The organism is Ruegeria sp. AN6, from assembly GCF_056540425.1.
In genome coordinates this window covers 21,938-43,331 of sequence record NZ_JBQFWR010000019.1, presented here as the reverse complement: position 1 = coordinate 43,331, position 21,394 = coordinate 21,938, and the positions used below count along the sequence as shown (strand labels likewise).

At 53.7% G+C, this 21,394-nt stretch carries 26 protein-coding genes; 16 read left to right on the top strand and 10 right to left on the bottom strand.

All coding sequences use genetic code 11. The features are described 5' to 3' along the window. Positions 1 to 66 precede the first annotated feature (66 nt). From ACR0MQ_RS20415 to ACR0MQ_RS20395, 5 genes are all read left to right on the top strand, one after another. On the top strand, positions 67 to 861 hold the full coding sequence (locus ACR0MQ_RS20415) for an N-formylglutamate amidohydrolase (RefSeq protein ID WP_480610431.1): 795 nt from the start codon (positions 67 to 69) through the stop codon (positions 859 to 861). Then, complete coding sequence (locus tag ACR0MQ_RS20410; RefSeq protein WP_010439060.1) at positions 858 to 1,439, top strand: TRAP transporter small permease subunit; 582 nt, start codon at positions 858 to 860, stop codon at positions 1,437 to 1,439. The genes ACR0MQ_RS20415 and ACR0MQ_RS20410 overlap by 4 nt, the downstream gene beginning before the upstream one ends. Next, positions 1,436 to 2,755 carry a TRAP transporter large permease gene (locus ACR0MQ_RS20405; RefSeq protein ID WP_010439063.1) on the top strand — a complete coding sequence of 440 codons (1,320 nt, stop codon included), beginning with the start codon at positions 1,436 to 1,438 and terminating at the stop codon, positions 2,753 to 2,755. Before ACR0MQ_RS20410 ends, ACR0MQ_RS20405 begins: the two co-directional genes overlap by 4 nt. A gap of 51 nt (positions 2,756 to 2,806) precedes the next feature. Then, on the top strand, positions 2,807 to 3,841 hold the full coding sequence (locus ACR0MQ_RS20400; protein WP_010439065.1) for a TRAP transporter substrate-binding protein: 1,035 nt from the start codon (positions 2,807 to 2,809) through the stop codon (positions 3,839 to 3,841). Between the two features lie 267 nt (positions 3,842 to 4,108). Further along, positions 4,109 to 4,879, top strand: a complete 771-nt coding sequence (locus ACR0MQ_RS20395) for an alpha/beta fold hydrolase (protein WP_170770267.1) — start codon at positions 4,109 to 4,111, stop codon at positions 4,877 to 4,879. 59 nt (positions 4,880 to 4,938) lie between these two features. Here ACR0MQ_RS20395 and ACR0MQ_RS20390 read toward each other — a convergent pair whose 3' ends face one another. The 5 genes from ACR0MQ_RS20390 to ACR0MQ_RS20370 all read right to left on the bottom strand — a co-directional run bounded on the left by ACR0MQ_RS20390 (position 4,939) and on the right by ACR0MQ_RS20370 (position 9,781). Then, positions 4,939 to 5,220, bottom strand: coding sequence for a hypothetical protein (locus ACR0MQ_RS20390; RefSeq protein WP_170538886.1), 282 nt, complete (start codon positions 5,218 to 5,220; stop codon positions 4,939 to 4,941). Positions 5,221 to 5,579: 359 nt separating this feature from the next. Then, complete coding sequence (locus ACR0MQ_RS20385) at positions 5,580 to 6,464, bottom strand: hypothetical protein (RefSeq protein ID WP_480610428.1); 885 nt, start codon at positions 6,462 to 6,464, stop codon at positions 5,580 to 5,582. Next, positions 6,461 to 8,419, bottom strand: coding sequence for a DNA topoisomerase IV subunit B (gene parE / locus ACR0MQ_RS20380; protein ID WP_480610425.1), 1,959 nt, complete (start codon positions 8,417 to 8,419; stop codon positions 6,461 to 6,463). Before parE ends, ACR0MQ_RS20385 begins: the two co-directional genes overlap by 4 nt. A gap of 270 nt (positions 8,420 to 8,689) precedes the next feature. Then, entirely contained in the window at positions 8,690 to 9,190 is a 501-nt protein-coding gene (locus ACR0MQ_RS20375; RefSeq protein WP_480610422.1) for a helix-turn-helix transcriptional regulator, read from the bottom strand. A gap of 36 nt (positions 9,191 to 9,226) precedes the next feature. Then, entirely contained in the window at positions 9,227 to 9,781 is a 555-nt protein-coding gene (locus ACR0MQ_RS20370) for a hypothetical protein (RefSeq protein WP_480610419.1), read from the bottom strand. A gap of 215 nt (positions 9,782 to 9,996) precedes the next feature. Between ACR0MQ_RS20370 and ACR0MQ_RS20365 the strand changes: the two genes are divergently transcribed. The 4 genes from ACR0MQ_RS20365 to ACR0MQ_RS20350 all read left to right on the top strand — a co-directional run bounded on the left by ACR0MQ_RS20365 (position 9,997) and on the right by ACR0MQ_RS20350 (position 13,997). Beyond that, on the top strand, positions 9,997 to 10,680 hold the full coding sequence (locus tag ACR0MQ_RS20365) for a TIGR02466 family protein (protein WP_480610417.1): 684 nt from the start codon (positions 9,997 to 9,999) through the stop codon (positions 10,678 to 10,680). 113 nt (positions 10,681 to 10,793) lie between these two features. Continuing rightward, positions 10,794 to 11,402, top strand: a complete 609-nt coding sequence (locus ACR0MQ_RS20360; RefSeq protein ID WP_480610415.1) for a carboxymuconolactone decarboxylase family protein — start codon at positions 10,794 to 10,796, stop codon at positions 11,400 to 11,402. A gap of 180 nt (positions 11,403 to 11,582) precedes the next feature. After that, on the top strand, positions 11,583 to 12,512 hold the full coding sequence (gene ppk2 / locus ACR0MQ_RS20355; RefSeq protein ID WP_170770276.1) for a polyphosphate kinase 2: 930 nt from the start codon (positions 11,583 to 11,585) through the stop codon (positions 12,510 to 12,512). 120 nt (positions 12,513 to 12,632) lie between these two features. Further along, positions 12,633 to 13,997 carry an MATE family efflux transporter gene (locus ACR0MQ_RS20350; protein WP_480610413.1) on the top strand — a complete coding sequence of 455 codons (1,365 nt, stop codon included), beginning with the start codon at positions 12,633 to 12,635 and terminating at the stop codon, positions 13,995 to 13,997. Positions 13,998 to 14,001: 4 nt separating this feature from the next. On the opposite strand, the gene ACR0MQ_RS20345 is transcribed toward ACR0MQ_RS20350, so the two are convergent. Beyond that, positions 14,002 to 14,403 carry a hypothetical protein gene (locus ACR0MQ_RS20345; RefSeq protein WP_170469092.1) on the bottom strand — a complete coding sequence of 134 codons (402 nt, stop codon included), beginning with the start codon at positions 14,401 to 14,403 and terminating at the stop codon, positions 14,002 to 14,004. A 7-nt stretch (positions 14,404 to 14,410) separates the two neighbouring features. Further along, positions 14,411 to 15,613, bottom strand: a complete 1,203-nt coding sequence (locus tag ACR0MQ_RS20340; protein WP_170538902.1) for a pyridoxal phosphate-dependent aminotransferase — start codon at positions 15,611 to 15,613, stop codon at positions 14,411 to 14,413. Positions 15,614 to 15,705: 92 nt separating this feature from the next. On the opposite strand from ACR0MQ_RS20340, the gene ACR0MQ_RS20335 reads away from it, so the two are divergent. The 3 genes from ACR0MQ_RS20335 (at position 15,706) to ACR0MQ_RS20325 (ending at position 16,927) form a co-directional block, all read left to right on the top strand. Next, positions 15,706 to 16,098, top strand: coding sequence for a helix-turn-helix domain-containing protein (locus tag ACR0MQ_RS20335; protein ID WP_010439102.1), 393 nt, complete (start codon positions 15,706 to 15,708; stop codon positions 16,096 to 16,098). Beyond that, positions 16,095 to 16,352 (top strand): succinate dehydrogenase assembly factor 2, encoded by a 258-nt coding sequence (locus ACR0MQ_RS20330; RefSeq protein ID WP_170770280.1) that lies wholly within the window; start codon positions 16,095 to 16,097, stop codon positions 16,350 to 16,352. Before ACR0MQ_RS20335 ends, ACR0MQ_RS20330 begins: the two co-directional genes overlap by 4 nt. A gap of 77 nt (positions 16,353 to 16,429) precedes the next feature. Then, positions 16,430 to 16,927 carry a MarR family winged helix-turn-helix transcriptional regulator gene (locus ACR0MQ_RS20325; RefSeq protein WP_480610410.1) on the top strand — a complete coding sequence of 166 codons (498 nt, stop codon included), beginning with the start codon at positions 16,430 to 16,432 and terminating at the stop codon, positions 16,925 to 16,927. An 80-nt stretch (positions 16,928 to 17,007) separates the two neighbouring features. On the opposite strand, the gene ACR0MQ_RS20320 is transcribed toward ACR0MQ_RS20325, so the two are convergent. Both ACR0MQ_RS20320 and ACR0MQ_RS20315 read right to left on the bottom strand, forming a co-directional pair. Further along, entirely contained in the window at positions 17,008 to 17,703 is a 696-nt protein-coding gene (locus tag ACR0MQ_RS20320; RefSeq protein WP_480610495.1) for a DUF1194 domain-containing protein, read from the bottom strand. Beyond that, a complete protein-coding gene (locus tag ACR0MQ_RS20315) occupies positions 17,697 to 18,125 on the bottom strand; it encodes a VOC family protein (RefSeq protein WP_170770284.1) in 429 nt (142 codons plus the stop codon). The genes ACR0MQ_RS20320 and ACR0MQ_RS20315 overlap by 7 nt, the downstream gene beginning before the upstream one ends. Positions 18,126 to 18,303: 178 nt before the next feature. Here ACR0MQ_RS20315 and thyX point away from each other — a divergent pair, with 178 nt between their 5' ends. From thyX to ACR0MQ_RS20300, 3 genes are all read left to right on the top strand, one after another. Further along, a complete protein-coding gene (gene thyX, locus ACR0MQ_RS20310) occupies positions 18,304 to 19,077 on the top strand; it encodes an FAD-dependent thymidylate synthase (protein ID WP_480610408.1) in 774 nt (257 codons plus the stop codon). 125 nt (positions 19,078 to 19,202) lie between these two features. Next, complete coding sequence (locus ACR0MQ_RS20305) at positions 19,203 to 20,036, top strand: thymidylate synthase (protein ID WP_480610406.1); 834 nt, start codon at positions 19,203 to 19,205, stop codon at positions 20,034 to 20,036. A gap of 3 nt (positions 20,037 to 20,039) precedes the next feature. Further along, positions 20,040 to 20,564: a dihydrofolate reductase gene (locus tag ACR0MQ_RS20300; RefSeq protein ID WP_480610404.1), complete on the top strand. Its 525-nt coding sequence runs from the start codon at positions 20,040 to 20,042 to the stop codon at positions 20,562 to 20,564. A gap of 31 nt (positions 20,565 to 20,595) precedes the next feature. On the opposite strand, the gene ACR0MQ_RS20295 is transcribed toward ACR0MQ_RS20300, so the two are convergent. Beyond that, positions 20,596 to 20,898 carry a hypothetical protein gene (locus tag ACR0MQ_RS20295; RefSeq protein WP_480610402.1) on the bottom strand — a complete coding sequence of 101 codons (303 nt, stop codon included), beginning with the start codon at positions 20,896 to 20,898 and terminating at the stop codon, positions 20,596 to 20,598. Positions 20,899 to 21,009: 111 nt separating this feature from the next. On the opposite strand from ACR0MQ_RS20295, the gene ACR0MQ_RS20290 reads away from it, so the two are divergent. Next, positions 21,010 to 21,261 carry a helix-turn-helix domain-containing protein gene (locus ACR0MQ_RS20290; protein WP_480610400.1) on the top strand — a complete coding sequence of 84 codons (252 nt, stop codon included), beginning with the start codon at positions 21,010 to 21,012 and terminating at the stop codon, positions 21,259 to 21,261. Positions 21,262 to 21,394: the final 133 nt, after the last annotated feature.

Genomic DNA, 21,394 nt, shown 5'->3' with positions numbered 1-21,394 from the left:
GGTTGTGTGGGATGTTTTACAGGAAAATTATTGACAGGTTAAGGCTGGGTGTAGAAATTTTTCCCCATGGAATCGCACAACAATCTTTCGCCGATCGGGCATCTGGATTTTGGATCAGTTGTTCACGCACGCGAACCGGCGGACAGCCCATCGGTCATCGTGGTTTGTGAACATGCATCGTGCCGGATTCCCAAAGAATTGAGGGACTTGGGTCTAAACGCGGATGCTTTGCGCAGCCATATCGCATGGGATCCGGGTGCTTTGCCTGTCGCGCAGGCTATGGCACGACAAATGTCTGCTTCATTGATCTACGGAGGCGTTTCGCGGCTTGTTTATGACTGTAATCGGCCACCTGAAGCCGACGATGCGATGCCTGCTAACAGCGAGGATTTCGCCATTCCAGGCAACGCCTCCCTGTCTGACGCTGATCGCAAGGCCAGAGTCGAAGAGGTCTATAAGCCATTTTGTTTGGAACTTGCAGGAATGTTGGATCGTCATCGCGAAACGCTTGAGTTGATGGTGACAATACATAGCTTTACGCCCGTGTATCGGGGACAGAAACGGACTGTCGAATTGGGCTTATTGCATGGCGAAGACGAGCGCTTTGCGTTGAAAATGCTGGAAAAGACCCCTGCAGAGCTGCCGCTGAAGACGCGCCTCAATGAGCCATACTCAGCCCGCGACGGCGTAGCACATACGCTGGATGTTCACGCGAAACCAAGAGGTTTGCTGAACGTCATGATCGAAATTCGCAATGATCTGATCGAGACGCCTGAGCAACAACAAGCGATTGCTGATGATCTGGTGCACTGGATCGAAAACACGATGAGCGCGATCCAAAGCGAGGGCGCGCGGCAATGAAAATGATGGCCGCATATGTGCGCATCGTTGATGCGGTGAACTATCGGATCGGGCGGGTCATGATGTGGGGCCTGTTTGTGATGATGGGTATTTTGCTGTGGTCCTCGATCTCGAAAACGTTCTTTCTGCCATCGCTCTGGACGCTGGAAATGGCGCAGTTTGCAATGGTGACCTACTACATCATAGGAGGTCCGTACTCGATCCAATTGGGTTCGAACGTCCGGATGGATCTGTTTTATCACAATTGGAGCCCGCGCCGGAAAGCTTGGTTCGACGCCTGCACGGTGTTGTTACTGATCCTATATCTTGGCGTGCTGTTCTATGGTGGACTTGGTTCGACCGCCTACAGCCTCGGCTATTGGGGCGATGAACCGGTTTCCTATTTCACAGGCCTTCTGACCGGCAGTGAAGAGATCGGGAGACTTGAACGCTCATCGACTGCATGGAGGCCCTATATCTGGCCAGTCAAGGCAATTATGGTGTTCGGCTTCTTTCTTATGCTGCTGCAAGCAATTTCTGAACTCTTCAAAGACATCGCACGGATCAACGGGCAGGAAATCGGGGTCAGCCGGGCATGAGTCAGGAATATATCGCCATTTTCATGTTTGCCTCAATGATGCTGATGCTGTTTACAGGTCAGCGCGTTTTCGGGGCCATCGGCGCAGTTTCGGCGATTGCGGCGCTGGCACTGTGGGGAACAGGCGGGCAGGATATCCCCTTTTCGGCCGCGATGAAACTGATGAAGTGGTATCCGCTGCTCACGCTTCCGATGTTTATCTTCATGGGTTATGTTCTGAGCGAAAGCCGCCTGGCTGACGACCTCTATCGCATGTTTCACGTTTGGATGGGGCCGGTGAACGGAGGCCTTGCGATCGGTACAATCGGGCTGATGGTTCTGGTTTCTGCTATGAACGGCCTCAGTGTCGCCGGAATGGCCATTGGGGCGACAATTGCTTTGCCCGAGCTTTTGCGGCGCGGATACGACAAGACTATGGTGACCGGGGTCATTCAAGCCGGATCGAGCCTGGGGATTCTCGTGCCGCCTTCCGTGGTTCTAGTGCTCTATGCCATGATCGCGCGGCAACCTGTGGGTCAGCTGTGGTTGGCCGGTATTGTGCCCGGGCTGCTGATGGCGTCAATGTTCATCCTCTACATATGGATACGCTGTCGCATTCAACCTCAGCTCGGCCCTGCGATGGAGGACGCGCACGAAGTGCCTCGGGCCGAAAAAATCCGGTTGTTGGGGGCAGGCGCTCTGCCGCTGATTATCTTCGCGTCCATGATGATCCCCTTCGTCAATGGCTGGACCTCGCTTGTTGAAAGTTCAGCGATCGGGGCGCTGGCGGCTTTAGCGGCCTCGGTTCTCAAACGCCGGATGACGTGGAAAATCTTTGAAGACTGCACCAAGCAAACGCTGGCCATATCCTGCATGTTCATGTGGATCATTCTGGCCGCACTGGGATTTGGAGCCGTATTTGATGGATTGGGTGCAGTTAAGGCCATCGACAATCTGTTCACCGAACAACTCAATCTTTCACCATGGATGATCCTGATCCTGATGCAGCTCAGCTTTATCGTAATGGGCACGTTCCTCGATGATACCGCGATGCTCGTCATCGTTGCTCCGCTTTATGTACCGCTAGTGGGGGCATTGGGTTTTGATCTGATCTGGTACGGCGTGCTTTATACGATCACGACCCAGATCGCCTATATGACGCCGCCATTCGGCTACAATCTGTTCCTGATGCGAGCGATGGCCCCGCCCGAGATTACGCTTCGCGATATCTATCGCTCGATCTTTCCTTTTGTGGGCGTAATGGTTCTGGCGCTCGCGATAATCATGATCTTCCCGGAAATAGCGCTTTGGCTGCCCGGATATGTTTACGGAAATTAACCAGAAGGCCCGGCAAACGGGCACTTGAACTTTAACGGAGAGGAAATTGACATGACGACAAGACGTAAGTTTCTCAAAACTGCTGGGGTGGGGGTTGCAGCTGCACCTTTGGCCGCACCGGCGCTTGCGCAAAGTACGATTACATGGCGAATGCAGACCTATGCAGGGCCAGCGCTTGCGGCCCATGTGATCGATCCAGCCATCGAGATGTTCAACAAGATCGCCGGTGACCGAATGCAGATCGAGTTGTTCTACGCCGATCAGCTTGTGCCCACCGGAGAGCTGTTCCGTGCCATGCAGAAGGGCACCATCGATGCGGTGCAGTCGGATGATGACTCGATGGCTTCACCCACCGAGGTCACTGTTTTCGGCGGCTATTTCCCATTTGCCTCGCGCTATTCGCTGGATGTGCCGGTTCTGTTCAACCAGTGGGGCCTGAACGAGATCTGGGATGAGGAGTATTCCAAGGTCGGCGTGAAACACATCAGTGCCGGCGCGTGGGACCCCTGCCACTTTGCCACTAAGGATCCGATCAACTCGTTGGAGGATATGAAGGGCAAGCGCATCTTCACCTTCCCGACGGCGGGCCGGTTCCTGTCGCAGTTCGGCGTGGTTCCTGTGACCCTGCCGTGGGAAGACATCGAAGTCGCGGTGCAAACCGGAGAGCTGGACGGCATCGCGTGGTCAGGCATTACCGAAGACTACACCGTCGGTTGGGCCGATGTGACCAACTACTTCCTGACCAACAACGTATCAGGCGCCTGGGCGGGTCACTTCTTTGCCAATATGGACCGTTGGAACGAACTGCCCGAAGACTTGCAGACGTTGTTCCGCGCTTGCTGTGATCAGTCGCACTATTATCGCCAGTGGTGGTATTGGGGTGGTGAAGCCAACCTTCGCGTCAATGGCACCAAGATGCAACTGACCACAATTCCAGATGCCGAATGGGCGCAGGTCGAAGAAGCGGCTGTCAAATTCTGGGATGAGATTGCAGCTGAATCCGAGACCAAGGCCAAGGTTGTTGAAATCTTCAAGAAATATAACGCCGAAATGCAAAAGGCCGGTCGGCCCTACCGCTACGGCTGACCCAACTCGACCGGTCCGCGAGCGAGCGGGCCGGTCGCAACTGCGCAAAAAATTTTCGTCGAATTTTCTAGATCAAACTGGACGAATTTTTTGATCCTGTGACACCAGGCGCGACGCTTTGTCAGGCACACAATCTACCAATATGGGCCTGCGAGACGCATTCATCCAAGTGTTTCCAATACCCCAGTCCTTTGAACGCAGTGCAGTAACGGGCTTGAAGACCTCGTCCTTCACCTCACATATTGGTCACAGGTGAGGGAGTTTTTCATGACAAAAGAGATTGTTCTGATCCACGGAGCTTTTGCCGGGCCGTGGTGCATGCAGAATTACGCGGAGTTCTTTCGCGCACGCGGCTGGTCGGTACACACGCCTGCGTTGCGGTATCATGGCGGCGACCCTAACGCCGAACCCGATCCGGGCCTAACCGAAACCAGCGTCTTGGATTACGCCAATGACATAGCTGAATTCGTTCAGGGTTTGGACAGCAAACCGGTGCTGCTGGGCCATGCCATCGCGGGCGTAGTAGCACAACAGGTGGCCACTCGCGGTTTGGCCAGCGCCATTGTCCTGATCAACCCGAACGCGGCTTGGGGAACCTTGCCTGAAACTGACGACGAACGCGCCGTGCCGCGCGCGCTGATGGAGGGTGGGGCGTTCTGGAAACAGCCCATGCGCGTCGATTTCGACCTGATGGCCCCCTTTGCGCTGAACAAGATGCCCGAGGCGCAGCAGCATGAGGTCTTCGACCAACTCGGCCCGGAAAGCGGGCGGGTGATGTTCGAGATGTTCTTTTGGATGTTCGACGATCACCACGCAATGAAGGTGGATATCGACAAGGTCGACTGCCCGGTGCTGATCGTTTCAGGTACCGAGGATCGGGCCGTGAACCCCAACACCTGCCGCGCGCTGGCGAAGCTTTACGGAGATCGCGCGACGTTTCTGCCCGTCGAGAACCACGCGCATTTTCTGTTCATGGAACCGGGCTGGGAAGGCCCAGCCGGACAGATCGCCGATTGGCTGGATCAGAAGCTGGGGTAGGATGGGGTTTTACCCCATCGCTCCCGGTACGCTTTGATGGGTTGGAAACCCATCCTACATCAGTTGTTGGTTTGAAACGTGCTCTGCGGTTTCCAGACCAGAGAGCCATCGTCATTGCGATGACACCGCAGCAACCTTTCCTCGCGCGTGCTGATGGTTGAGGTGACGGTATTGTCGCCGGTTAGCAAGATGAAGGCGTCGGGCGAATAGGCCATACCGTCATAATAGCAAAACCGCGTCTCGGCGCCGTCCGGTATGGGCGATGCGGTGCTGAGCATCTGCTGCGCGGGGGCTGCCGTGGCCAGCAGGGTCAGGGCAAGCCCGAGGGTTAGTGTTTTCATGTCGTCCTCCCGTTCGGAAAATTGTTGGTTGTTTATTTGGGTCTTGGACGCTCGGAACCTCAAATGTCGTTCTTGGATGACGGTTTGAGGTTAAGTGTGAACGAGATCAACGGGTTAGGCAAGGGGGTTGCGGTGTGCCGGGCTGAAGCCCGGCCTACGGGGTGTGGGGAAAGCCAGCGTTCTTCATCCATCGCATGATAGGAAGTGTCATGCACGCATCAACTCCGCCCGCATCGGCGCATGCGAGAGTGGTGACGAAGTAGGATGGGTGCTTACACCCAACCTAAGTCTGCTATTCCCTTATGTGGCATCACTTAAATTCGGTTTTCAATTTGCGAAAGCTAGCGACGATCCAAAACTTAATACGGGTCTTTGTGCAGAGCGCGTTCCATATAGTAGTGATACTCTTCTTCAGCCTCCAAAATTGCAAGATCGCGTCTTACGTCTTCGACCTCTTTCTGAAGCTCATCAAAACAAGGTTCGCATACCTTCCGTTCGCTTGTTTCAAAGTCATTCACAACGATCGCGCGACCTTCGTCAAATTCCCATTCAAACAATTCTTGAGTTTCGAAAGTTTCATGTTCTGGGAGGGGGCTGCTGCAGCGTTCGCAAGAGAAGTGAGGTTCTTCCCAGTGGCAAAACAGGCAAAGAAACTTGTCTTCGCGGCCCACCAAAAAGTCTTTGCTACAATCAGGGCACAGCCATGTTGCATCTTCATTTTGCGCATTATCAAGCGCTCTTTTCTCGATCTCTTGAATTTGCTTCCCAATTGACAAGAGTTGTCCAGCAGAACTCGGGTCGACAAGATCAAGTACTTTGATGTTAAGATGGAACTGAAAAAAGTCTCGCAGGTAGGCGAAAACTTCAAAAAATTTAGCTTCCGTGGCACTGGGATTGGAGGTGTTCAAACCGTGAGCGATCCCGTTTCTGATCTTTATCGCGCTCGCAACTCGCTTTCGATCTTTGTCGCTTACGTGAAGACCGTAGATTTCTCGAACTTGCAGCCTTTGAAAAGCGGATTGAAGACCTACGCTACGGTCATCTGCATCCATCTTTTCGCGTACAAAAATCGGATGCTGCTTAGCCAATAGCGCTTTAGCAGCGTGTTCCAAGCTAGTTACCACATGAAGGAGAGCAAGCGGCCAACGTGAAGCGTCTTTGGCGTTCGCATCGAGGGCATTCCGTATTGCTTCTGCGGCAAAAAATTTTGCACTTTCAAGCAGTTGGTTATCCGTTGAACTCAAACATCCAACTCCTCCACAAACCGCGCGTTCTCCTGAATATACTGGAACCGCAGTTCGGGTTTCTTGCCCATCAAGCGCTCAACCAGATCGCCGGTCTCGCCGGGTTCGTCCTCGTCGATGGTGACGCGGATCAGTTTGCGCGAGGTGGGATCCATCGTGGTCTCTTTCAGGTCCTTGGCGTCCATTTCTCCAAGACCCTTGAAGCGCGAGACGTCGATCTTGCCTTTGCCGCCCAGACCTTTCTCAAGCCATTCGTCGCGCTCGGCCTCGTCCAGACAATAGACGCGTTTGGCGCCTTGGGTCAGGCGATAGAGGGGAGGGCAGGCCAGATACAGGTGGCCCGCGTCGATCATCGGGCGCATCTGGGTGAAGAAGAACGTCATCAGCAGCGAGGCGATATGTGCCCCGTCCACATCCGCGTCGGTCATGATGATGATCTTGTCATAGCGCAGGTCGTCGACATTGAACTTGGTGCCAAGGCCCACACCCAGCGCCTGCGTCAGGTCGTTAATCTCGGCATTGGTGCCCAGTTTCGAACTGGCCGCGCCCAGCACGTTCAGAATCTTGCCGCGCAGGGGCAGCAGGGCCTGTGTCTTACGATCACGGCCCATTTTGGCGGAACCGCCCGCCGAGTCACCCTCGACGATGAATAATTCAGTGCCGTCCCGTGTTGAACTGGAACAGTCCACCAACTTGCCGGGGAGACGAAGTTTCTTAGTGGCGGACTTGCGTTGTGTTTCCTTCTCGGCCCGTCGGCGCAGGCGTTCTTCGGCCCTCAGGATGAGGAAGTCGAGGATCGCCCCGGCGGATTTCGTATCAGCCGCCAGCCAGTTGTCGAAATGGTCGCGGACCGAGTTTTCGACCAACCTTTGCGCCTCGACCGTGGCCAGACGGTCTTTGGTTTGGCCGACGAATTCCGGTTCCGAGATAAAGCAGGACACCAATGCGCAGCCGCCGGTGATCAGGTCGTCACGGGTGATCTGACCGGCCTTCTTATTGTTGATTAGCTCGCCATAGGCCTTGATCCCTTTGAGGACCGCAGCCCAGAACCCGGCCACGTGCGTTCCGCCTTCGGGGGTGGGGACGGTGTTACAGTAGGACTGGATGAACCCGTCGCGCGAGGGTGTCCAGTTGATCGCCCATTCGACTTTGCCAGGGGTGCCGAACTTCTCCTGAAAATCCACGGTGCCAGCAAAGGGTTGCTCGGCATAGGTGGACGAGCCATTCATGGTTTCTTTCAGATAGTCAGAGAGCCCGCCGGGGAAGTGGAATGTGGCCTCGGTTGGCGTTTCACCGTCATCGATGGCAGATTTCCAGCGGATTTCGACGCCCGAGAACAGGTAGGCCTTGGAGCGGATGGATTTGAACAAGCGCGCGGGTTTGAACTTGTGATGGCCGAAAATCTCGGCGTCCGCATGGAAGGTAACGGTGGTGCCGCGCCGGTTGGGCGCCGCGCCGACCTTTTCCACAGGACCCAGTGGGATACCACGTGAAAAGCGTTGTTCGAACAGCTGCTTGTCGCGCGCCACTTGAACGACCATAGAATCCGACAATGCATTGACCACCGACGCGCCCACGCCGTGCAGACCGCCCGAGGTCTGATAAGCCTTGCCCGAGAATTTTCCGCCCGCGTGCAGGGTGCAAAGGATGACTTCAAGCGCCGATTTGTTGGGGAACTTGGGGTGCGGGTCGATCGGAATGCCACGCCCGTTGTCGCGTACGGTCAGGGCGTAATCGGAATGCAGTTCGACCTCGATCCGGTTGGCGTGGCCCGCTACGGCTTCGTCCATCGAGTTGTCTAGGATTTCAGCCACCATATGGTGCAAGGCACGCTCGTCGGTACCACCGATATACATGCCGGGCCGTTTTCGAACCGGTTCCAGCCCTTCGAGCACCTCAATGGACGAGGCGTCATAAGTTGTGGTCGCTTCTGGTGTCAACAGATCGTCGGGCATGGGGGCTGCTCTTGTTTTTGAGTTTCCCCCATTATGGCAGGTGATGTGGTCCGGGGGAAGAGGGGCGCGAGGTGTTGTGGGTGTTTTGGACTGCGATTGGTCTGAGCAGTTTTTGCGGCATTGAATCAACCGCTTGTTGCGTTACGCGAGAACGGGACTTTGTAAGCACGCTTAGCCTCCGCTTTAAACGCTCTTGAACGTTTGCTTTTAGGCGATTTCCGGACGGGCTTTCAGAACACTTAAGAAACTAGATTCGAAGGACTGAGGAGTTCATTCTTTCTCTTCAATCAATAGCTCTTCAATCAGAACACACAAAAGTTGCGTTCTCGATTTAACATTGGCCTTTCTGTAGATGGAGTTGTTCTGCGACTTAATTGTGCCCTCACTGGTCTCACGCAATTTAGCTATCTCTGCGACAGACAAACCCTTCACAGTGAGTAGTGCAACATCTCGCTCCGCAGCGCTCAGATTCCAGCGGTCGAATTGCAGCTCCAGCATCCGGAAAAACTCACCTTGAGCCATCTGAAGATTATGCTTGATCTCCTGATGTCGCCGCAAAAAAAGTTTGTGGCTCTGCCAGATCAACACCCCCCCAATAACAAAGCCGAACAGGGTGATGAGCGCGGTGATTTCGTGCACCACCCAGCTCGCAGAGAAAAGATAATATCCGGTGATTTCGCCAACCAATTCAGCCGCAAACGCAAATGCGGAGATCGCATATATAGCGATCCCCACCTTGAACATGGCGTCCTTGTCAAACCAATTGTTCAAACTTGGGACTCACTTGCGAGCAAGCGGAAATATACCTTAGTCATCATCTCCCTCACCATCGTCACCTTCGCCATCGCTTTCACCGCCGTCGTCACCATCGCCATCGCTTTCGCCGCCGTCGTCACCCTCGCCATCGCTTTCGCCGCCGTCGTCACCTTCGCCATCGCTTTCACCGCCATCGTCACCTTCGCCGTCGCTTTCACCACCGTCGTCACGCTCGCCATCATCGCCTTCGTCGTCGTCACGTTCGCTGTCATTACCTTCGTCGTCATCTTCTTCGTCATCAAATCCTTCATCATCATCATCTTCATCGTCAAAATCTCTGTCGTCGTCTTCTTCGTCATCGTACTCATCGTCACGCTCAGATCGATCGCGGACGATGGTTCCATCTTTTCCCAATACCACTTCTCTCTCGATCCCAGGCCCAGTTGCCTCAAAGCGGAGATTCCCAAAAAGCGTGTTTGTTATTTCAATTCTCTGGAAACCTTGTTCAGTAAGCTCGTCGATGACGTCTTGTTTGGTGGTTTGCGAGAGTGCTGTTGTAGCCATCAAAACAAAGGTTGTCGTAAGACCCATAGTTTTCTTGTTCATGTTCCAATCCTCAACGATTTTGCTGATTAATTTAGAGCACTCGCCGCTGAAGCTGGGAATACAACTTTGGATGGTTTCGCCATACTTGAACCAAAGATCTATTTCCTCAACGATAGGGGGTAACGCACGTAAAGTATTAAGGTGTGGGTTTGGAAAGCCCTAGGAGATCTGGCAAGGAAGACTCTTGCAGGTGCGCTCGGGGTGATCTGAATATTTTGACCAACAGTTTAGTTGAAGGTAACGCCAAGGACATGCCCGAAGCCAAGAAGTTTGAGAAGCTTTTCTCCACTCCAATGATGCGATTCCAAGTGCCCGACAGCGCAGCATTAAATGCGGCGTTGTTGTTTGAGGCAGACAAGATGCGTGAGGAAGATGAAGGCGTCTCAAAGTCCAATCGCGGGGGTTGGCACTCACGAGGGAATCTATTTGAACGCGATGCGCCGGCCATTCAGACTTTGCGCGACGCAGCAAAAGATGCGGTGTTCCAGATGACACGAAAGGTCTCGGACAAGGTTAAACCGGACGAACTTCGTCTGAAACTGTTCGGCTGGATGAACGCCAATCCCTCCGGCGGTTACAATGCACCACATACGCACCCCGGAGCGCATTGGTCAGGTGTATACTATGTCTCCCAACCCGAGGTCGAAGAAGGTTCGTCTGGAATGATTGAATTTCTCGACCCTCGGAATGAGTTGCCTCACTGGCGGATACTTGAGGCGAGTGCATTTCGGAACAAAAAGAAGCTGCGCCCATCTCCGGGTGAAATAATCCTGTTTCCATCCTATCTGACCCATTGGGTCCACCCAAATCAAAGCGAGGACAGCCGTGTAACCGTTGCGTTTAACGCGACTTTTCGTCGCCCTAAGTCAGGCACGCTGAAAACGTCAGGAAGCAAGTAGTATTTCATTCTGCGCAAACGATATCTAACGGATACATGTCGAATTCGTCTCGCCACCTGCTCAAAGCGCTCCTAGTCTGTGGACACTAATCAGTTACGACAACAGGAACCCAAATGAGCTGGATCAAGACCATACCCTATGCCGAGGCGACGGGCAGGCTGCGCAAACTCTATGACCGGGTCACCGGCCCGGACAACAATGTGGACAACATCATGATGGCGCACAGCCTGCGCCCGCACTCGATGGAAGGCCATATGGCGATGTACAAGGCTGTACTGCATCATTCAGGCAACGCTATCCCGAAGTGGTTTCTTGAGGTGCTGGGCGTGTGGGTCAGCTCTCTGAACCGATGCGGGTATTGTGTCGAGCATCATTTCGCGGGTCTGCAGCGGTTGTTGCAGGATGAAGCACGAGGGAACGCGATCCGGGCGGCGATCGAGGCAGGCGAGCCGGGGCAGGCGCCTTTGGACGCGGCGCAGGTTGCTGCGATGTATTATGCACGCCAACTGACCGAAGCTCCGGCGGATTTGACTGAAGCCAATGTTGAGCGTTTGCGCTCCGCTGGTTGGGATGATGGAGAGATTCTTGAGATCAATCAGGTATGCTCGTACTTTTCCTATGCGAACCGAACCGTACTTGGGTTAGGGTGCTCGACGGATGGGGACGTTCTGGGACTGTCGCCGAACAATTCGAAAAACCCGGATGATTGGGGCCATCGGTGAGGGCAGGAGCGAGGGGCCAGCCCCTCGCGCTCCCCGAGATATTTTTGGCCAGATGAAGGGCGGATCGGCGCGTCTGCCCGGAGGCTCAGTTAAAACACAACTCTGTTTGACACCAATCAAAGCGCTGAACATGCCGAACTGCTAGCTTTCTCTTCGACAGTGAAACCGAGGAGAGAATGTATGGATGCAACGCCCCAGATCAGTCAGAAATCACCTCATATTAATTCGGCAACTGCCCCAAATGCGGAGGCCTCGGCGCCGACGCTTGAAAAAATTCGGCAAGCTTTTGAAAGCGGTAACTATCCCTATGGCCGAAAGATGGCGCGCAAGGATTATGAGGCGCAGAAGGCCGAGTTGCAGGCTGAGTTGCTGAAAGTTCAGTTGTGGGCGCAGGAGACAGGCCAGCGGTTTGTGCTGTTGTTCGAGGGGCGCGATGCGGCCGGGAAGGGCGGCACAATCAAGCGGTTCATGGAACACTTGAACCCGCGTCAGGCGCGCGTCGTTGCGTTAAACAAGCCGACGGATGAAGAGAAAGGGCAGTGGTATTACCAGCGGTACGTGCAACAGCTACCGACCTTAGGTGAGATGGTGTTTTATGACCGGTCCTGGTACAATCGCGCGGGTGTCGAACGGGTTATGGGGTTCTGTTCTCCCAACGAGTACTTGGAATTCATGCGCCAAACTCCTGAGTTGGAGCGGATGTTGGTACGCTCGGGCATTCAGCTCTACAAGTACTGGTTCTCGGTCACGCAGGAAGAACAGCAACGGCGCTTTCGGAGCCGTGAAACAGACCCATTGAAACAATGGAAATTGTCACCGATCGACAAAGCCAGCCTGAGCAAATGGGATGACTATACTGAGGCAAAAGAGGCGATGTTCTTCTACACCGACACGGCCGACGCGCCCTGGACCATTGTAAAATCCAATGACAAAAAACGCGCGCGTCTGAATTGCATGCGTCACTTTTTGTCGACGTTGGATTATCCTGACAAGGATCACGAGATCGTTGTTGAACCTGACCCTCTGATCGTTGGGCAGGCGCATCATGTGATCCATCGCTCGGACCATATTCTTGGAACGGCACTGCATCCGGATGCGAAAATTGGCTAACGGGCCGGGTCATCACCAGACAGGGTGATGGCCCGCTTGGTACAAGTCATGTAAGTCTCACATTGAAATAAACCTGTTCTGCTCTTGTCTTGCGCTGCGGGCAAGCCTAAGGCTGGCGGGATGAACAAGGTGATGACATATCCCGGCCATTTGCGGGCAATTACAGTGTTGGGCGTGCCATTGATTGGCGGGCATTTGGCACAATATGCGATCGGTCTGACCGATACCATCATGCTGGGGTGGTACGGGGTCGAGGCACTGGCCGCAGTGACATTGGCCAGCAGCTATTTCTTTGTTCTTTTTCTGTTTGGCGCAGGATTTGGCTTGGCCGTTATGCCGATGGTGGCGACTGCTGCGGCTGAAGAGAATGAGACCAGCATACGCCGGTCGACCCGCATGGGCCTGTGGCTGTCTTTGATCTATGCGACGGTGATGATGCCCCTTCTGTGGTGGTCACAACCCATTCTGATTGCATTAAAGCAAGAACCGCAAGTTGCTGAAACCGCAGCGATTTACCTGCGTGTGGCAGGGTGGGGCCTGTTCCCGGCATTGTTGGTGATGACCCTCAAGTCCTATTTGGCCGCACTAGAACGAACGCAGATTGTGCTCTGGATCACGGTTGTTGCTGCTGTTGTGAATGGATTGACGAACTATGCGTTGATTTTCGGCAATTGGGGTGCGCCTGAGTTGGGGGTGATGGGCGCGGCCATCGCTTCGGTCGTGACGCAGATCGTGTCACTGGTGGCGGTGGTGATCTATGCGGTGAAGGCGTTGCCGGAACACAGTCTGTTCCAGCGTTTTTGGCGTCCGGATTGGGAAATGTTTATGAGCGTTCTTCGCTTGGGCGTTCCGATCGGCCTGACGACACTGGCAGAGGTGTCTTTGTTCGCTGTTTCAGCGGTGATGATGGGCTGGCTGGGTCCGGTGCCACTGGCGGCGCATGGTATTGCTCTGAATCTCGCGTCTGCGACATTCATGGTGCATCTGGGACTGTCTAATGTAGCAACAATCCGCGCGGGAAATGCATTGGGTCGTCGAGATCGTGCACATCTTGAAAAAGGCGCCATCACTGTGACCGGAATGTCGCTGGTGGTTTCAGTCTTAACCATTATTCTGTTCTTGACCTGTGCCGAGCCTCTCATTTCCTTGTTTATGGAATTTGATGATCCGCAACGGCCGGAAATTCTTTTGATTGGCACCGGGCTGCTGGCAATGGCTGCTTTGTTCCAACTGGTCGATGGCGCTCAGGTGATCGCACTGGGTCTTTTGCGCGGATTGCAGGATGCCAAAGTGCCGATGGTGATGGCCGCACTCAGTTATTGGGTGATCGGGATCCCTGCATCGTATTACTTCGGCTTCGTTCAGGGCATGGAAGGGATCGGCGTGTGGCTTGGCCTGGTGCTGGGCCTTGCCTGCGCCGCTGTGCTTTTGATGTCGCGATTCTGGCTGCGGTCTGTGCGCGAAGTTGGCGAAGTTCCGGCCTAAGGGATCAACCTTTGCTGATCCGATCTGATTTTTTGCGCACAAGCACCGAACGCAGATCGTGCATAGCCATCAATAGCCGATCCGTGACGTCCTCCAACTGCTCATCCGTGGCCTTGGACTGCGCCCATTGCGTCGTCAGATTTAGATGGTCGACGGCGCGATGAATATCATCCAAGTCGCGGCGGGATAGCAGGGCTTTCCGCTCTTCCATCCAGCGCGTGATTTCGGCTTTGTCCGCATCGGACAGACTACGTTGACCCTGCGGTTTGACCTCACCATTGCGGATGTTGACCACTGCGATCTGATCCATCTCGATCCTACGTTGGCGGTTTTCCGTATCGATCTTGAACACTGCCGCGCCATTCTCGCGTACGCGGAAGTAATATTCGGGCAGGGTTGTGGACATGGAAACCTCAGGTCAGGGACGCGCAGAAGCGTTGGATACGGGTGCAGGCCTCGGTCAGCGCTTCATCGGATGTCGCGTAGCTGACCCGGAAATTGGGAGACAGACCAAACGCCGCGCCAAACACCACCGCAACGTCGGCTTCTTCCAGCAGAGCAGTCGCGAATGCTTCGTCCGAGTCAATCACCGTCCCTGCCGGGGTGGTCTTTCCGATCAGGCCAGCGATGGACGGGTAGACATAGAATGCGCCTTCGGGTGTTGGGCAAGAGATGCCATCGATCTGGCTGAGCATATCGACCACCAGATCGCGACGGCGTTTGAATATCTCGTTATTTGGCGCAAGAAACGCCTGAGTCCCATTCAACGCTTCGACCGCAGCCCATTGGCTGACCGAGCAGGGATTCGACGTGGACTGCGACTGCACTTTACGCATTGCCGCGATCAGCTCGCCCGGGCCCGCAGCATATCCGATGCGCCAGCCGGTCATGGCATAGGCTTTGGAGACGCCGTTGCAGGTTAGCGTCCGGTCGTAAAGCCCCGGTTCCACTTGTGCAGGCGTGCAGAATTCGAATCCGTCATAGGCCAGATGCTCATACATATCGTCTGTCATCACCCAGACATGCGGGTGCCGCATCAGCACGTCAGTCAGCTCTTTCAGTTCTGCGCGGCTGTAGCCCGCACCGGTTGGATTGGACGGAGAATTGAAGATGAACCATTTGGTCTTGGGCGTAATCGCTGCTTCTAACTGATCGGCCGTCAGTTTAAAGTTGGTTTGAAGTGAGGTTTCAGTAATCACCGGTGTCCCGCCTGCCAGCAACACCATATCCGGATAGCTGACCCAATAGGGCGCGGGAATGACGACTTCATCGCCCTCGTTCAGTGTTGCCATTAAAGCGTTGTAAAGCGTCTGCTTGCCCCCGGTCCCGACCGAGATCTGAGCAGGCGCATAATCCAACCCGTGGTCACGCTTCATCTTGGCGCAGACCGCCTGTTTCAGCTCGGGGATACCATCTGGCGCTGTGTATTTCGTTTTGCCTGCGGCTATGGCGGCAACAGCGGCGTCCTTGATGTTCTGCGGTGTGTCAAAATCCGGCTCACCAGCACTCAGCCCAATGACATCGCGTCCGGCAGCTTTCAACTCGGCCGCTTTGGCTGTCATGGCGATGGTGGGCGAGGGTTTTACGCGTGACAATGTCGCAGACAGGAAACTCATGGGGGGCCTCAGTTTGTATGTTCAGCCTGACTGTCATAGGGTGCGCCGAAATATCGATCAAGCCAATTGAACCTCACCTATTGGAGACCCCTATGAACGACGAAACGGACTGGTTCGGACCGGACACTGCAACCTTTGGAGATCGCGTCGCGGGCGCGCGCGAGGTTGCGGGTATGACCCAGACACAATTGGCCCGTCGTCTAGGGGTTAAAAAGGCGACGATAATTTCGTGGGAAGATGATCTGTCCGAACCCCGTGCTAACAAGCTGTCGATGATGGCCGGGCTGTTGAATGTCTCGATCATGTGGCTTTTGACCGGCGAAGGCGACGGCATGGATGAGACCAGCCTGAACGGCGATGTGGACTCGGAGCTGCGCGATCTGGTGGCAGAACTGCGTACAATCAGGGGTGAGATGCGCGCGAGTTCAGAGCGCTTGGCCAGAGTGGAAAAGTCGCTGCGCCTGAAGCTGGAACGCAGTCAATGACCGAATCCCGCGAAACTCGGATCAAGCGCATGAAAATGCGCTCGATGCGACGTGGTATCAAAGAGATGGATTTGATCCTGACAGCCTATGCTGATCGCAACCTTTCTTTGATGGATGACGACGGGCTGAATACCTATGATGCGTTGCTGCACGAAAATGATCAAGATTTGTATCAGTGGGTCACCGGTCAGGCCAGCCCTCCGACCGAGCTGTCAGATTTGATCGCGGACATTGCGCAAACCTTTCAGAAATAAGCGATAATTCAACTTAACCGATTTTTCGGAAATTCGCGTCATGTTTTTAGAAACAGCGCGATGAATCGGAGGATCGGATGAGTACGGAGTTACAGGTCGCCGCGCCAGGGACCAAAGGGTTCATGACGGGTTATCTTGAGGCACTGGCGCTGGTTGAGCGTCTGCACCGCTTGCTTCTTGATGTCATCAAGGATGAATTTGAACGTGTCGGTGTGTTGGAAATTAACGCCGTGCAGGCCTTGTTATTGTTTAACATAGGCGATCATGAAGTGACTGCCGGCGAATTGAAGAGCCGAGGCTACTATCAAGGCAGCAATGTCAGCTACAACCTCAAGAAGCTGGTCGAGATGGGGTATATGCACCATCAGAGATGCGAAATTGACCGGCGTTCTGTCAGAGTGCGATTGACCCAACGCGGGCGAGAGATTCGCGATATAGTATCTGATCTATTTGCCCGTCATGCAGAAGGGCTGCAAAATCGTGGCGTGATTGGTGCGGATGGAATTGAAGAGATATCGGGTTCATTGCGACGGGTCGAGCGGTACTGGACAGATCAAATCCGCTATATTTACTAGCTGTTTAAGCGGTCAGAGACCAAATTTCATTGGACTGTCCAATGAAGCGGCACCTTATGCCTGCAGATATGAAACATTCATCAGGGGTGTAGCTCGGTAAGTTCAAAACCCTTCAATTCTCGTTCCAGCTTGCGTCGCATTGCGTTTTCAAAGTCTTCAAATCCATTTGCGATTTCAACGAAAGCTCCGGGGCCGTGCAGGACGTTGGACTGAAAAAACGGGATCAGGTCGATTTCGCCCTCAAAGTCGCCAGCGTTAATGACCAGACCATTCACGGTCGTGTTCTGGAACGGAAAATGCTTGTAGGCGATTTGAGGTCCGTAACCATCGTTGTTTTTCCCATCACCTGAAATGTCGATGGTTTGGAACAGGCAGCGGGGCGCGCGTTGCATGAGCGTTGCACCATATGCCAAAGCATGCCCCATTGCTGTTGGATAATCATTGGCAGACCTCTCGGAATCGCCGATGCTGTGTGCGGCAGCAAGCAGGTCTGCAGGCGCCTCGATCAAGAGCCAATCCAAAAGAAGTTTCTGGTTGAAACTGCCGGACCATTCGTAGACCGCCAGTGCAACCGGCTGCGGAGACCTAAAAAAAGCCGCTTGCACTTCTGGTGCGATCAGGGCGGCGGCCAACCCTTTGCGCTGCAATGCATCTTCGACAGCATCGACCGAAGTTGAGATGTCCATAGCAAGGGCAAGTGCAAGGCGACATTGCTCGGCCCAAGCGGGGCCGCCTGAAACGAGCAACCCCAGAGATGTTATCCGGCGGATCACCAGTGACCGGTGCTTTCCATGCTTGTCCACGGTTCCGCCGGTTCCAGTGCCTCTCCGTTTTGTAGTAATTCTACAGAGATGTTGTCGGGCGAGCGCACAAACGCCATTCGCCCGTCGCGGGGTGGGCGGTTGATTACGATCCCGTTGTCCTGAAGGTGCTGGCAGGTCTCATAAATATTGTCGACACCATAGGCGAGGTGACCAAAATGGCGGCTGTCGCTGGGCAGTTTATCGTCGCCATCCCAGTTATAAGTCAGCTCGATCGGGGCGTCTTCCTGACCAGGAGGGGCGAGGAAAACCAGTGTGAATCGACCTGCTTCACTGTCGTAGCGGCGGGTCTCTTTCAGTCCAAGAAGCTCATAAAATGTCATAGATTTCTCAAGATCCTTCACGCGGACCATAGTGTGGAGGTATGTCAGCCCCATCGCGACTTTCCTTACATTGATTGTGATGCCCAGCACCTTAGCGCGCCGGGATGCGGTGTCGAGAGGGCAGGACTGACACAATTCGCATATTGCGCGCTACGCCGCACATATCGCGGTTCCGGTGGTTAAAAAGCCGATATATAGTGGTGGGCGACTCATTGCTGGAAAGGATAATTTCATGCCTCTGTCTTCCGACCAACTGGCCGAGATTGAAGCGCAACGCGCACTATCGAGCCCGACCCGCCGCGTCGTTGCCGAAGGTATGGAAGATCACCTGTACACGGCGCATCAGGTTCTGGATCACGGATTTGTTCGGGTCATCGACTATATGGGCGATGACGCCGCGATCTGTCAGGCCGCGCGGGTATCCTACGGCAAAGGCACCAAATCGGTGCAGAATGACGAAGGCCTGATCCGTTATCTGATGCGGCATTGGCATTCGACTCCATTTGAAATGTGCGAGATCAAACTGCACGTCAAACTGCCGGTTTTTGTCGCCCGCCAGTGGATTCGCCACCGGACTGCTAATGTGAACGAATACTCGGCCCGTTACTCGATTCTGGATCGGGAATTCTACATCCCCGCGCCCGAACATGTGGCCGCACAGTCTAAGGTGAACAATCAGGGCCGTGGCGACACGTTGCAGGGCGAAGAGGCCGCACGGGTGTTGGAGATTTTGAAGGCCGACAGCGCGCGATGCTATGACAACTACGAAGCTATGATTGGTCAGGATGGCCAGCAGGGGTTGGCACGAGAACTGGCGCGGATGAACCTGCCAGCCAATATCTATACGCAATGGTATTGGAAAGTGTTAGGTGCTGTGAATATTCCCAATTTATGGAAAATGCTTTCCAAGCCAGTAAGTTGCGAAAAAGTGGGAAGTAATTTTCCCGTTACTGGTCTGACTGGTTTTTTCAAACGAGGAAAGTTGGAGCGGCTAGGTGCTGTTTGAAATATCGTGCCGTGTAGACAGATCTCGTTCCGAGATTAGTCTGAGTGAACGTCAATGTGACTGCACGATGCTTTTAGCTTTGGGCCAGTGATGTCCAAGCTGAAGAAAGAAAGGCGAGGGCAAAGTTGAAGCAGTATCTAGATGCTTTGAACACCATTCTAGAATGTGGTGAGGAATCAACCGACCGCACGGGTACGGGTACAATCTCGTTATTCGGCTTGCAGTCGCGCTATCGGTTGGCGGATGGTTTTCCTTTGGTAACTACCAAGAAGCTACACCTAAGATCAATTATTCATGAACTTTTATGGTTCATATCTGGCGACACCAACATCAAATATTTGAACGACAATGGTGTCACGATTTGGGACGAATGGGCTGACGAAAATGGTGATCTGGGTCCAGTATATGGTCATCAATGGCGAGCCTTCCCCACACTTCAACCGACTGGGCAGGTGAAGGATGATGAACCCCTGTACTTCGGGAGGGGAGTTGACCAGATCACGCATCTAATCGAAACGATAAAGTCCACACCCGATAGTCGCCGCCTCATTGTGTCTGCATGGAATCCGGGAGATGTACCGCGCATGGCGCTCCCTCCTTGCCATACAATCTGGCAAGTTCGAGTCTTGAACGGTCGTATGCACCTTCAGCTCTACCAGCGGTCAGCTGATATGTTCCTTGGCGTGCCATTCAACATTGCATCCTATGCGTTACTTCTAGTGATGCTCGCTCATGTTACTGGCTACGAAGCGGGTGATTTTGTGCACACTATTGGAGATGCCCACATATATTCCAACCATATGGATCAGGTGAAATTGCAGCTTACTCGCAAGCCGAAAAAGCTGCCGACTATCCGCATCAAACGCGATGTGTCGTCCGTATTTGATTTCCGATACGAGGACTTCGAGATCGTTGATTATGATCCTGAACCCGCGATCCCTGCGCCAGTGGCGGTCTAAGCAATGATTACTTTGATCGTCGCGCGTGCCGAAAACGGCGCAATCGGCCGAAATGGCGATATCCCCTGGCATCTTCCCGAGGACTTGAAGTCCTTTCAGCGAGAAACACTCGGCGGTGCACTGATAATGGGACGTAACACGTGGGATAGCCTTCCGGTAAAACCGCTGCCAAAGCGCCTAAATATCGTTGTATCTTCACGGCCTGACGCCGCGGATCTTGTGGCTCCCTCGGTGGCCGCGGCTGTTAAGATCGCCGCCGATGCGGGATATGATCGAATTTATGGCATCGGAGGATCGCGGATTTACCAAGAGATGATCCCACTAGCGAACAGGTTGATGATTTCCGAGGTCGACATTCAAGTCCAAGATGCCGATACATTTTTCCCCAGTTTTGACCTGGAGGCCTGGCGTTTGATCAACAAGCGGCTACTGCGGTCAGACGGGCCAAAGTGTTGTTTGCACGAGTACCTGAGGCGTGGGACTCAGCTAATTCAGCTGGATACCCAGGAAGCAAACATGCTTAGCTGACTATCGCAAGTAGCGGAGAGTGCTTTTGCCTTTATCCGTAAAGATCGAAAACCCTTCGCAGGTGAGTGAAGAATTTTCCGTATTGAAGGTTATTGGCGCGCGCGGTCTTTTTGAACCAGACTTCGTCTTCTTCCAAAATCGACAGGTGCAGCTGTCCAGTGTATTTGGATTTCGGTCTGCCTACTTCCTTCCCGGGTTTTTCGTTTGTAACAATTCTTGGCCTAACAAAGGTCACCTGTTCCTTTTCACGCACCTCTCTTTGGAGCATTCGAGCTTCAACTCTGTCAACTATTTCAATTACCTGAGATTCTGACAGTTGGATCTTTCTCGCCATGTAGTGCACCCCACAAACTATTTTGCCACGTTCTTAAGTAGACTGAATTTACCCATAGATTCAAAGTATACTGTATAGACGACTAGCGTTGCGTCAGCGATTTGTCAAAAGATGGCGCACATACAAGAAGACCAACTGCTTTTAGCATTTTCGATAGTTTTGCGTCGTCATCGTTTGGACAAAAAACTTTCTCAACAAGAGCTCGCAAACTTGGCAAATAGGAGCATGCAATACATCTCGCTATTGGAGTCAGGACGCCACCAACCAACCCTGGGAACACTGAACTTACTTAGCGATGCGTTAGGCTTGACTATATCTGAGTTGGTCAATGAAATTGAGATAGAGGTCGTTAATCGTCAATGAAATTGCCGATGAGTTCTAAATCTTCGTGATTGTCAACACGCATAGAACGAACCTGTACCATTAGGACGCTCTGACCTAGAGGCTATCGTTGTTACATGAGACATGGCCTAGTTCACATCCTTCGTCTCGTTCC